The following is an 11,710-nucleotide window of genomic DNA, read 5'->3' on the forward strand; positions in this document are numbered from 1 at the left end:
TGGGCGCATCATGAAACTGCTGATCGTCGAAGACGAACCCAAGACCGGCAATTACCTGCGCCAGGGCCTGATCGAAGCCGGCTACGTGGTCGATCTCGCCTGCAACGGCGTCGATGGACTGCATCTGGCCGGCAGCGGCGAGTACCAGCTGGTCATCCTCGACGTGATGCTGCCCGGCCTGGATGGCTGGAACGTGCTGTCGCGGCTGCGCGAAGCCGGCTGGCAGGTGCCGGTGCTGTTCCTCACCGCGCGCAGCAGCATTGCCGACCGCGTGCAGGGCCTGGAGCTGGGCGCCGACGACTATCTGGGCAAGCCGTTCGCCTTCGCCGAGCTGCTGGCGCGCGTGCGTACCCTGCTGCGCCGGGGCCAGGCGCTGCCGCAGGCCGAGCGCATCGTCATCGCCGATCTGGTGGTGGACACCCTGCGCCGCCGGGTCGAACGCGCTGGGCAGCGCATCACCCTCAGTCCGAAGGAGTACACCCTGCTGGAACTGCTGGCGCGACGCCGCGGCGAGGTGCTGCCGCGCTCGTTGATCGCCTCGCAGGTGTGGGACATGAACTTCGACAGCGACACCAACGTGATCGACGTGGCGATCCGCCGCCTGCGCGCCAAGATCGACGATGGCTTCGACGCCAGGCTGATCGTCACCGTGCGTGGCATGGGCTACGTGCTGGAGGCGCCGGACGACGGCGCAGCCCACAGCGGATGAACCTGCGCCGCTCCATCGCGGTACGGCTGACGCTGCTGTTCGCCACCGTCGCCACGCTGGTGCTGGCCGTGCTGGGCGTGGCGATCTATGTCAGCGCCCGCCACGACCTGGTCGCCCAGGATTTCATCGAACTGGAAAACAAGGTCGCGCTGATCCGTGACCTCGCCGGCAACGGGCCTGTATCCGCGCGCGGGCAGCGCTTGGCAGAGGCGCTGGGCCACCATCCGGATATCGCCTTCCACATTGCTGATGGGAGCGGTGCGGTGCTGTTCTCCACCGCCCCGGCACTGCTGCGCGAGCATGCGCGCAGCCAGCCGGTCGACGCTGCGCCACGGCGGCACGACTGGATCCTGGCCGATGGCCGCTGCATGCATGCCCTGCACCTGCGCCTGACCCTGGCCGATGGCAGCCAGCTGGTGACCCTGCTGGCCATCGACGACGACCGCCATGCCGATTTCCTGCAGCGCTTCCGCCACCTGCTGGCGATCGCGATCATCGGTGCCGCGGTGGCCAGCAGCCTGCTCGGTGGCTACGTCGTGCGGCGAACACTGCGACCGCTGCGCACGCTGGCCGATGAAGCCCGGCAGATCACCGCCGGCCGGTTGCAGCGGCGCCTGAGCGCGCGCAGTGCACCGGCCGAACTGGAACAGCTGGCGCAGACGCTCAACGGCATGCTGGCACGGTTGCAGCAGGACTTCGCGCGGTTGACCGGGTTCTCCGGTGACCTGGCCCATGAACTGCGCACGCCGATCACCAACATGCTGACCCAGGTGCAGGTGGTGCTGGCGCACCCGCGCAGCAACGAGGCCTATCGCGAGACGCTGGTGTCCTGTGCCGAGGAGCTGCAGCAGCTCGCGCAGACCGTGGGTGACCTGCTGTACCTGGCGCAGGCCGAGGCGCCCGGCGCGCTGCCTTCGCGCGAGCCGGTGGCGCTGGACGTAGTGGTGGATTCGCTGTTGGAGTTCTATGACCTGCTGGCCGAAGACCGGCAGTTGACCCTGCATCGCGAAGGCACCGCACGCGTCGAAGGCAACCGGCTGATGCTGCACCGGGCGATCGCCAACCTGCTGTCGAACGCGTTGAAGCACGCGGCGCTGGGCAGCGACGTGCGGGTGCGTCTGGTCGAGGACGGGAACCTGTGCAGGATCAGCGTGCACAACATCGGTACGCCGATTGCCGAAGAAGCACTGCCGCGCCTGTTCGATCGCTTCTACCGCGGCGAGCGCGGCCGCCACGAGGGCGCCGGACTGGGCCTGGCAATCACCCGCGCGATCGCACAGGCGCATGGCGGAACGGTAAGCGTGACCTCCGATGAAACCGGCACCGTGTTCGAGCTGGTGCTGCCGAGCGCATCAGCCCGGTAATGCCGGCCAGCGGCCGGCACTACCCAGCGCGCACGCCCCTGTTCGGTAGTGCCGGCCGCTGGCCGGCAACCCCGGCCGGGTCGAACACCCCGGCCACCCAATCAATGAACACCCGCAGCCGCGGCGAAGGCGTGCGGTTGCGCGGGTAGACCAGGCTCAACGGGCTCGGTGTCGGCGGCGAGTCCGGCAATAGTTCAACCAGCTGCCCGCTTCCGATGTACGGGTCCATCCGGTAGCGTGGCGCCTGGATGATGCCCAGCCCCGCGAGCGCTGCACCCAGGAAGGCATCCGCACCGGAAACACGCACGCTCACCGGCAGCGGCACATGGCGCACCTGCGCGCCCTGCTGGAACTCCAGCGGAATCAGTTGGCCGGTGGCACTGGAGCGGTAGCCGACCATCCGGTGACCTTGCTCCAGCGATTCGATGGTCCCGGGCATGCCATATGCCTGCACGTAATCTGGCGAAGCCACGGTGACTTCGCGCAGCAGCGTCAACCGCCGCGCCGCCAGATCGCTGTCAGCCAGCGTGCCGACACGCAGCGCCACATCCACGCCTTCGCGCAACAGATCCACGTAGCGATCGCCCTCGCTGACCTCCAGTTCGATCTCCGGGTAGCGCTGCAGGAAGTCCGGCAGGTGCGGAAACAGCAGGTGCCGGCCCAGCGTGCCATGCACTTCAATGCGCAGCGGGCCACGCGGCGGCACGTCACGGAACGCGGCCTCGGCATCGTCCATGTCGGCGATCAGGCGCAGGCAACGCCCATAGAACGCCTCGCCTTCCAGGGTGGGCACCACCAGCCGTGTGGTCCGGTGAAGCAGGCGCACGCCCAGCCGATGCTCCAGCGCCTTGATCGCGTCGGTCACCGTGGCCCGTGGCAGGCCCAGGTCCTCGCAGGCACGGGTGAAGCTGCGGCGCTCGACGATACGGACGAAGGCGCGCATGGCCGTGAAACGGTCCATTATTCGGCTACCCGGATGATGTTGGCGGATTATGCATGATTATCCGGGCGGAAAAGATGACGAAGATGGCCCTGCGCCATTCCGGCGTGCCTGCTGGACGCCACCATGACCCTCTCCTCCACCCGCTCCGTTGCCCTGGTCACCGGCGGCTCCCGCGGCATCGGTGCCGCCATTTCGCGCCGACTCGCCGCCGACGGCCATGCGGTGGTGATCAACTATGCCGGTCGCCGCGATGATGCCGAGGCATTGGCCGCCGAGCTCAACGCCGCCGGTGCGCAGGCCCTTGCCCTGCAGGCCGATGTGGCCGACCCGCAGGCGGTGCGCCAGCTGTTCGACGCCATCGAGGCCCGTTTCGGCGGCATCGACGTGGTGGTCAACAGTGCCGGCGTGCTGCAGCTGGCGCCGCTGGCCGACAGCGACGATGCCCTGTTCGAACGGGTGATCGGGATCAACCTGAAGGGCGCCTTCAACGTGCTGCGCGAAAGTGCGCGACGGGTGCGCGACGGCGGCCGCCTGATCAGCCTGTCGACCAGCGTGGTCGGCATCCGGCTGGAGAACTACAGCGTGTATGCCGCCAGCAAGGCTGCAGTGGAAACGATGGGCGCGATCCTCAGCAAGGAACTGCGTGGGCGCAACATCACCGTCAATGCAGTGGCACCGGGCCCGACGGCCACCGACCTGTTCCTGGAGGGCAAGTCACCCGAGCTGATCGAGCGGTTGGCGAAGATGAATCCCCTGGAACGGCTGGGTACGCCGGAGGACATCGCCGGCGCGGTGGCCTTCCTGACCGGTGCCGATGGCCGGTGGATCAATGGCCAGGTGCTGCGCGCCAATGGCGGGATGGTGTAGGTGGTCGCCCACCTTGGTGGGCGCGTCGCCGCGTGCCCACCAAGGTGGGCACCTACCGGGCCATGCCTGGCGGCCGGGTCGCATCCGCGCATGGCGTGGATCTACCGTGCCGATCATCCGGCGCGCGCCTCGCGGCGGCGGTGCACCCAGTAGTACAGCGTCGGCAACACCAGCAGGGTCAGCAGCATCGCCGACAGCAGGCCGCCGATCACCACCACCGCCAACGGCTTCTGGGTCTCGGCACCGATCGCGTGCGAGGTCGCCATCGGCAGCAGGCCGAACATCGCCAGCAGCGCGGTCATCAGCACCGTACGCAGGCGCTGCAGCGAGCCCTGCACCACCGACTGCAGCAGGTCCATGCCCTGCTCGCGCAGCTGCGCGAAGCGACTGAGCATCACCACGCCGTTCAGCACCGCCTGCCCGAACAATGCAATGAAGCCGATCGCCGCCGACACCGACAGCGGAATGCCGGTCAGCCACAGGGCCAGGATGCCGCCGATCATCGCCAGGGGCACGTTGGCCAGGATCAGTGCGGCGCTGCTGATCTCCTTGAAGGCATCGAACAGCAACACGAAGATGATCAGCACCGACAGCGGAATCACCCAGCCCAGCCGCTTCATCGCACGCTGCTGGTTCTCGAACTCGCCGGACCACTCCAGCCGGTAGCCTTCCGGCAGCTGCACGCTGGCGTCCACCCGCTTGCGCATGTCGGCCACCACGCTGCCCATGTCACGCCCGGCGATGAAGATGCTCACCGCCTTCACCCGCTGTGCGTTCTCGCGCGAAATGTTGATCGCGCCGCTGGCCATGCGGAAGTCGGCCACGTCGGACAGCGTTACGGTGTGGCCATCGCCGATGCCCACCGGCACCGTGCGCAGCCGCTGCAGGTCACGATCGGCATCGTCCAGGCGCAGCGTGATCGGGAACTTGCGGTCGCCCTCCCACAGCTCGCCGACCTGGCGCCCGCCCAGCGCGGTCTCGATCACCTCGTCGATGTCGCGCACGTTCAGGCCATAGCGCGCGGCGCGGTCACGGTCGATCTCGATCTGCAGCTGCGGCAGGGAGCCGTCGCGGTCGATGAAGGCACTCTCCACGCCCTCCACGCCACGCACCTGCCCCAGGATCGCCTGCGCGTGCTGGTTGAGCACGTCCAGATCCGAGCCACTGACCTTGATCACCACCTGACCCTTGATCTGCGAGATGCTCTCCAGGATGTTGTCGCGCACCGGCTGCGAGATCGAGAACTCCGGCCCCGGAATGCGCTGCTCCAGCGTGCGCTGCAGATCACTGACCAGCTGCCGCTTGTCCACACCCTTCGGCCATTCCTTCTCCGGCTTCAACGCCACCAGCGCTTCGATCTGGTTGGCGCCCTTGGCATCGGAGCCGTCCTCCGGCCGCCCCAGCTTGGCCACCACCGTCGACACCTGCGGGAAGGTGCCGACCAGCTCACGGATGCGCCGCGACTGCTGCTGCGCTTCGGCCAGGCTGGTGCTCGGGTCGAGCGTGGCGGTCAGCCAGATCGATCCTTCGTCCAGCTCGGGCAGGAACTCCGAGCCCAGGCGGGTACCCAGTGCCAGCGTGCCGACCAGCAGCGCGACCGCGGTCAGCACCACCGCACGCGGGCGCGCCAGTGCGCGCTCCAGGATCGGCCGGTACCAGCCGGTCAGGCGGTCCATCAGCGGGTTGCCGTCGCGCATGCGGTCACGCCGCAGCCACCAGTAGCAGAACAGCGGCACCACGGTCAGCGCCAGGATCAACGCACCGATCAACGCCGAGGTCACCGAGTACGCCATTGGCGCGAACATGCGGCCTTCCTGGCGCTGCAGGGTGAAGATCGGAATGTGCGCGGCGATGATGATCAGCATCGAGAAGAACGTCGGCCGGCCCACTTCCGATGCGGCAGAAAGAATGGTCGAGAACCGCGTCTTCCGATCAGCCGTGGGTGGCAGCTTCGACAATCGCGAGACGATGTGCTCGGTCACGATCACCGCGCCATCGATGATGATGCCGAAGTCCATCGCGCCCAACGACAGCAGGTTGGCCGGCACGCCCCACAGGTGCAGGCCGAGGAAGGTCGACAGCAGCGCCAGCGGCATCATCGCCGCCACGATCAGCGCGGCGCGGGCGTTGTACAGGAACAGCCACAGCACCAGGAACACCAGCACTGCGCCTTCCAGCAGATTGCGGAAGACGGTCTTCAGCGTGGTCGACACCAGCCACGAGCGGTCGTAGAACGGCTCGATGCTGACCCCGGCCGGCAGCTGGTTCGCCTGGATCTCGGCAATGCGGGCATGCAGGGCGTCGAGCACGTCGGACGGATTCTCGCCCTTGCGCATCAGCACCATGCCGAACACCGCATCGTCATTGTCGTCCTGGCCGACCAGGCCCTGCCGTGGCAGGCCGGTATCGGCGATGCTGGCCAGGTCGCGCACCAGGATCGGCGTGCCACCACGCTGCGCCACCACCACGTTGCCGATGTCGGCCGGCGAACGCATCAGGCCCACGCCACGGATCAGGAACTGCTGCTGGCCGCGCTCCACGTAGCCGCCGCCGGCGTTCGAGCTGCCCTTTTCCAGCGCCTCGGCGAACTCACCGAGGCTGATCCCGCGGTCACGCAGCTTGTCCAGGTCCGGCTTGACCTGGAAGGTGCGCGCGAAGCCGCCGAAGCTGATCACATCGGCCACGCCCGGCACGGTGCGCAGGCTGCGCTCCATCGTCCATTCCTGCACGGTGCGCAGCTGGGTCGGTGTCATGTGCGGGCCCTTGAGCACGTAACGGTAGATCTCGCCTACCGCCGAACTCATCGCCTCCAGCTCCGGGCTCACCCCTTCCGGCAGCTCCACGCCCTGCAGGCGCTCCAGCACCTGCTGGCGCGCGAAATAGTCATCGGCCTTGTCGTCGAAGGTCAGGATGATCATCGACAGGCCGAACTGCGTATGCGAGAACACCCGCACCGAATGCGGAATGCCGGACAGCGCCACTTCCAGCGGCATCGTCACTTCGCGTTCCACCTCTTCGGCGGCGCGGCCCGGGTGCAGCGACACCACCGTCACCTGGGTGTCGGAGACGTCCGGGAAGGCCTCCACCGGCAGCACGCGGAACGCGGCGATGCCAGCGCCGATGAACAACAGCAGCGCCAGCATCACCATCAGCGGCTGGCGCAGGCAGTAGGCAATCAGGCGATCGATCATGGGGCGGCATGCCCCGCGCCGGTGCTGGCCGCTGCTGGCGCACTGTCGACCAGCTGCTGCAGCAGCAGCCCCCCTTCGACCACCACCCTGCTGCCCACGGGCAGGCCCTCACGCACCGACAGACGGCCGTCACCCAGCTCCTCGGCGTGCACGGCATGGCGCACGAAGCGGCCCTTGCCTTCCTCCACGAACACCACCTGCTTTCCATCAATCAGCAGCACCGCTGCGTCGGGCAGCGAGACACCGCCCTCGGCCGGCAACGCCACCTGGGCGCGCACGTATTGCCCTGCCTTGAAGCCACGCGCTCGGTTGTCCAGCTCGGCGCGCGCTTGCACCACGCGGCGCTCGCTGTCGACGAAGTCATCCACGTGCTGCAGGGTCGCCTGCAACGGCTGTCCATCGGCACCGGGCACGCTCACCTGCATGCCCGCCTTCAGCCGTCCCGCCAGGCTTTCGGGGATGTCCAGCAGCAACCACAGCCGGTCCGGATCGCCGATCACCGCCAATGGTTGTTCACTGTCGGGGCTGACCGACATGCCCGGGCTCATCCGCCGCTCCACCAGCACGCCATCGATGGGCGCGCGCAGCGGCAGGCGCTGGTCGACGTGCTGGCCATTGCCATAGGCCCTGGCGAAGGCGGTGGCGCGCGCATGATCGGCCTGGCTGCCCGCGAAGCTGGCCTCGGCTTCATCCAGCTCACGGCCGGACGCCACACCCGCAGCATGCAGTTCACGGGTACGGTCCAGCTCCTTGCGCGCCTGCTGCAGCTCGGCGCGGCCACGCACGCCCTCCGCCTGCGCCTGGCCGAACTCGGGCGAGGTGATCCAGGCGATCACCTGGCCGGCCTTCACTTTCTGCCCCGGCTGCGCCTCGATGCGCGCCACCTGCCCCGCCAGCGGCGTGCGCAGCGCGCTGGAGCGCGTCTCGTCCCAGACCACCCGGCCCGGCAGCTGCAGGCTGGCGCTGGCGCCGGCGGTCACCGCCTCGCTGCGCAGCACGTCCAGCTGGCGGCTGTCGGCGGGAAACTGGATCTGGCCGGCACTGACCTGGGGCGCGTCCTCGGCATAGGACGCCGGCTCGCGACCGCAGCCGCCCAGCAGGGCCAGCGCCAGCAAGGCCGGCAGCACGGCGTGTCGCGCCTGCGGGCGATAAGTGACGGTGGACTTCATCGGGACTCTCCTTCAGCAACGGATGTGGCCGCTTCCCAGCGCGCCAGGGCAATGGCATGGTCGGCACGCGCTTCGATCAGCGCAGCCTCGAAATCGCGCCAGCTGCGCCGCGCGTCGAGCAGATCGGTCAGGCTGGCGGCGCCACGGCGATAGGCCAGTTCGATGCCCTCCACCGCCTTGCGTGCAGCGTCGGACTGCAGCCCCTCGTAGTCGCTGCGGCGCTGTGCGGCGGACTGTGCGCTGGCCTGCAGCTGATCCAGCTCGGCGCGTGCTTCGCGCTGCAGCACCTGCAATTCCAGCGCGGCGCTGTCGCGGTCGGCCTCGGCACGCTGGATCGCGCCGCGTGCGCGCGACGGGCCACCGAGTGGAATGGTCAACGACACACCCCAGGTGACACCGCTGATGTCGGTGGGCTCGCGCTCCGCCTCCACGCCCAGCTGGACGTCGCGATGGCGCTCGCTACGCGCCAGTGCCACGCCCGCGTCGGCGGCGGCCAGGCGCGAACGCGCCGCACGCAGGTCGGCGCGCTGCTGCGGATCGAACGCGCGCACATCGGCCACGCCGCTGGCATCCGGCCAGGGGTCATCGGCACTGAGGTCGCGGCTGTCATCGCTGCCGAGCAGCAGGCCCAGCGCATGCCGCGCATCGCGCAGATCCAGGGCCGCCTCGCGCGCCGCGTCGGCCACCGCCAGATCGTCCACCGCCAGCCGCGCACGATCCACCGGCGCCATCGCCCCGGTGGCCACCTGCTTGTCGGCCGCCGCCATCTGTTCGACCGAACTCCGCCGGTTGGCGTCGGCAATCTGCGCCCGCTCCTGCGCACCCTTCAGGCCGAAATAGGCTTCATGCAGCGCCACCTGCTGGCGGCGCCGGGTATCGAGCATGTCCAGTCCGGCCACTTCCAGCAGCGCGTCCGCCTGGCGGATGCGCAATGCGCGCTTGCCGCCGCGCTCCCAGGTCCAGCCCAGGCCCAGCGTGCTGTCCACCCGCTTGTCCTGCCAGCGCCCCGGGCCGATGCCATGCTTGGGGCTGATCTTGCTGGTACCGATCGACAGCTCGGTGGCCGGGCGCAGTGCCGCTGTCTGCGCATCACCCTGCACCCCGCGCAGCTCCAGTGCCGCCGCGCGCAGGTCCGGGTTGTGCGCTTCCATTGCGCGCTGCGCATCCGCCAGGGACAGCGCCGAAGCCGCAGGCGCGCACGAAAGGGCGGCCAGCAGAGCCGCAAGACGAGGGGAGAAATTCATGCACGTCACGGTAAGGTGACGCACTTGCGCCAAACTTGCCCCAACCTTGCACGAAGCTTGCAATGCGAATCCTGCTGATCGAAGACGACGCCGCTCTGGCGGATGGACTGATCCGTGCCCTGCAGGGCGCCGGCCATCTCTGCGACCACCTCTCGCGTGGGCTGCACGCGCCGGCTGCACTGGCCAGCGCACCGTATGACGTGATGGTGCTCGACCTTTCATTGCCCGACGTCGATGGCCTGGACCTGCTCTCGCGCCTGCGCAACGACGGCGTCACCCTGCCGGTGCTGATCCTCACGGCGCGCGATGGCGTGGAGGACCGCATTCTTGGCCTGGACCGCGGTGGCGATGATTACCTGGCCAAGCCGTTCGCACTGGGTGAGCTGGAAGCCCGCCTGCGTGCACTGTCACGCCGCCGCAGCGATGCACCGGCGCAGAAGCGCCTGGGCCGGTTGTGCTTCGACAGCATCCGCAATGAAGCGCAGGTAGATGGCCAACGCATCGAACTGACCGCCCGCGAGCTGTCGCTGGTCGAGGCTCTGATGCAGCACCCCGGCCGCACCGTCACCAAACAGCGCCTGTTCGACGCCTTGTACAGCTGGGATCACGAGGCCAACCTGTCGGTGATCGAAGTGCATGTCAGCCGCCTGCGCCGCAAGCTGGAACAGGCGCGCGCCGGCGTCGGCATCCGCATGCTGCGTGGCCTGGGCTATCGGCTGGAGGCCGGCGGTGACTGAGCGCGTGCACAGCCTGCGTGGCCTGCTGCTGCGCCGCCTGTGGCTGCCGCTGCTGGTACTGCTGCTGTGCAGCGCGGTGGGTTCATTTGCGCTGGCCCGCTTCTACGCCGGCCAGGTCTACGACCGCTGGCTGCTGGACTCGGCGATGTCGTTGTCCGAGCTGGTGAAGGTGCAGGACGGGCGTGCCTCGATCGAGATCACCCCGGCGGTGTCGCGCATGTTCACCTGGGACACCGCCGACGAAGTGCACGGCGAGGTGGTGGATGCCGATGGCGGGCGACTGTATGGCGACCTGCCTGAGGCGCTGCCACGCCCCGCGGCCGGCCCTGCAGGTGATGACGACGCCGTCTACTACGATGCGCGCCTTCGTGGGCAAGCCGTGCGCATGGTGGAAGTGGTGGTCAGTGCCGGGCCGGGCCACGATATCCGGCTGCGCGTGGCCGAAACGCTGCGCAAGCGCCATCGCCTGGAACGCAAGCTGCTGCTGACCAGCATCCCGTTCCAGGCCGCGATCCTGGCGCTGGCCGCATGGTTGGCCTGGTCCGGTACCGGCGCTGCCGCACGCCATGCCAACCAGGTGGCGCGGCGCTTGGCCAGCCCGCGCCCGGACCCGCTGGCGCCACTGGAGCCCGCGCAGGAAGCCCCACGCGAACTGTGGCCGGCGGTGGAGGCCTACAACGCGCTGCTGCAACGGCTGGACGCGATGCAGGCCGCGCAACGGCGCTTTGTCAGCAACGCCGCACACCAGTTGCGCACGCCGCTGGCGGCGATGCAGGTGGAGCTGGAGAGTTCGCTGCGCCAGCATGATCCGCAGGCCCAGCAGCTGGCGCTGTCCGGCACGCTGGCCGGGCTGGCGCGGCTGCAGCACCTGGTCAACCAGCTGCTGATGCTCAGCCGTTCCGAGGATCCGCATGGCAGCGCACTGCCGCTGCAGCCGCTGGACCTGGCCGCGCTGGCGCGCGGCGTGGTGGAGCGCTACGCCGATCGTGCGTTGGCGGCGGGCGTGGACCTGGGTTACGAGGGACCCGACGACGGCGTGCAGGTACTGGGTGATCCGCAGCTGCTGCGCGAGGCGCTGGGCAATCTGCTGGACAACGCGCTGCGCTACGGTGCCGTGCCCGGTGTGATCACCCTGGGGCTACAGCAGGATGCCGAGGGCGTGCAGGTGTGGGTGGACGATGACGGCACCGGCATTGCCGAGCCCGAGCGCGAGCGCGTCACGGAACGCTTCTACCGGGCCAGCAGCGAGGGCGACGGCTGCGGGCTGGGGCTGGCGATCGTGGCCGAGATCGCGCAGCGGCATGGTGCGGCGCTGGTGATTGATGGCGCGCCGATTGGTGGCGCGCGGGTGGGGTTGCGGTTTCGTTCCCACTGACGTCCGGCGTGCCAACCAAGGTTGGCACCTACCAAGGGCCCACGGCCGGCGGATTCCGGTAGATGCCAACCTTGGTTGGCACCGTTGATGTTCCGCGTGCCAACCAAGGTT

General features: G+C 68.9%; 9 protein-coding genes. 5 read left to right on the forward strand and 4 right to left on the reverse strand.

Features of this window, described 5'->3' with window-relative positions; genetic code table 11:
• Positions 1 to 10 precede the first annotated feature (10 nt).
• Complete coding sequence (locus ACZK1G_RS12545) at positions 11 to 709, forward strand: heavy metal response regulator transcription factor (RefSeq protein ID WP_101765561.1); 699 nt, start codon at positions 11 to 13, stop codon at positions 707 to 709.
• Entirely contained in the window at positions 706 to 2,073 is a 1,368-nt protein-coding gene (locus ACZK1G_RS12550; RefSeq protein ID WP_101765562.1) for a heavy metal sensor histidine kinase, read from the forward strand. Before ACZK1G_RS12545 ends, ACZK1G_RS12550 begins: the two co-directional genes overlap by 4 nt.
• 19 nt (positions 2,074 to 2,092) lie before the next feature.
• Here ACZK1G_RS12550 and ACZK1G_RS12555 read toward each other — a convergent pair whose 3' ends face one another.
• Complete coding sequence (locus tag ACZK1G_RS12555) at positions 2,093 to 3,034, reverse strand: LysR family transcriptional regulator (RefSeq protein ID WP_101765563.1); 942 nt, start codon at positions 3,032 to 3,034, stop codon at positions 2,093 to 2,095.
• Positions 3,035 to 3,139: 105 nt separating this feature from the next.
• Between ACZK1G_RS12555 and ACZK1G_RS12560 the strand changes: the two genes are divergently transcribed.
• A complete protein-coding gene (locus ACZK1G_RS12560) occupies positions 3,140 to 3,883 on the forward strand; it encodes an SDR family oxidoreductase (RefSeq protein WP_101765564.1) in 744 nt (247 codons plus the stop codon).
• Between the two features lie 113 nt (positions 3,884 to 3,996).
• Here ACZK1G_RS12560 and ACZK1G_RS12565 read toward each other — a convergent pair whose 3' ends face one another.
• From ACZK1G_RS12565 to ACZK1G_RS12575, 3 genes are read right to left on the reverse strand one after another with little or no spacing between them, the layout of a single operon-like run.
• Complete coding sequence (locus ACZK1G_RS12565; RefSeq protein WP_049447305.1) at positions 3,997 to 7,074, reverse strand: efflux RND transporter permease subunit; 3,078 nt, start codon at positions 7,072 to 7,074, stop codon at positions 3,997 to 3,999.
• Positions 7,071 to 8,243 (reverse strand): efflux RND transporter periplasmic adaptor subunit, encoded by a 1,173-nt coding sequence (locus ACZK1G_RS12570; protein WP_101765565.1) that lies wholly within the window; start codon positions 8,241 to 8,243, stop codon positions 7,071 to 7,073. Before ACZK1G_RS12570 ends, ACZK1G_RS12565 begins: the two co-directional genes overlap by 4 nt.
• Positions 8,240 to 9,487, reverse strand: coding sequence for a TolC family protein (locus ACZK1G_RS12575; protein WP_101765566.1), 1,248 nt, complete (start codon positions 9,485 to 9,487; stop codon positions 8,240 to 8,242). Before ACZK1G_RS12575 ends, ACZK1G_RS12570 begins: the two co-directional genes overlap by 4 nt.
• A gap of 62 nt (positions 9,488 to 9,549) precedes the next feature.
• Between ACZK1G_RS12575 and ACZK1G_RS12580 the strand changes: the two genes are divergently transcribed.
• Positions 9,550 to 10,224, forward strand: coding sequence for a response regulator (locus ACZK1G_RS12580; protein ID WP_014037371.1), 675 nt, complete (start codon positions 9,550 to 9,552; stop codon positions 10,222 to 10,224).
• A complete protein-coding gene (locus tag ACZK1G_RS12585) occupies positions 10,217 to 11,599 on the forward strand; it encodes a sensor histidine kinase (RefSeq protein ID WP_049447313.1) in 1,383 nt (460 codons plus the stop codon). Before ACZK1G_RS12580 ends, ACZK1G_RS12585 begins: the two co-directional genes overlap by 8 nt.
• Positions 11,600 to 11,710 lie beyond the last annotated feature (111 nt).

It is taken from the genome of Stenotrophomonas sp. 109824_Sma, assembly GCF_056480025.1.

What these genes read in the sequence shown, in the direction of transcription:
- ACZK1G_RS12560 (WP_101765564.1), top strand. Translation starts at nt 3,140, where the DNA reads ATGACCCTCTCCTCCACCCGCTCCGTTGCCCTGGTCACCGGCGGCTCC.
- ACZK1G_RS12570 (WP_101765565.1), bottom strand. Translation starts at nt 8,243, where the DNA reads ATGAAGTCCACCGTCACTTATCGCCCGCAGGCGCGACACGCCGTGCTG.
- ACZK1G_RS12545 (WP_101765561.1), top strand. Translation starts at nt 11, where the DNA reads ATGAAACTGCTGATCGTCGAAGACGAACCCAAGACCGGCAATTACCTG.
- ACZK1G_RS12580 (WP_014037371.1), top strand. Translation starts at nt 9,550, where the DNA reads ATGCGAATCCTGCTGATCGAAGACGACGCCGCTCTGGCGGATGGACTG.
- ACZK1G_RS12550 (WP_101765562.1), top strand. Translation starts at nt 706, where the DNA reads ATGAACCTGCGCCGCTCCATCGCGGTACGGCTGACGCTGCTGTTCGCC.
- ACZK1G_RS12565 (WP_049447305.1), bottom strand. Translation starts at nt 7,074, where the DNA reads ATGATCGATCGCCTGATTGCCTACTGCCTGCGCCAGCCGCTGATGGTG.
- ACZK1G_RS12575 (WP_101765566.1), bottom strand. Translation starts at nt 9,487, where the DNA reads ATGAATTTCTCCCCTCGTCTTGCGGCTCTGCTGGCCGCCCTTTCGTGC.
- ACZK1G_RS12555 (WP_101765563.1), bottom strand. Translation starts at nt 3,034, where the DNA reads ATGGACCGTTTCACGGCCATGCGCGCCTTCGTCCGTATCGTCGAGCGC.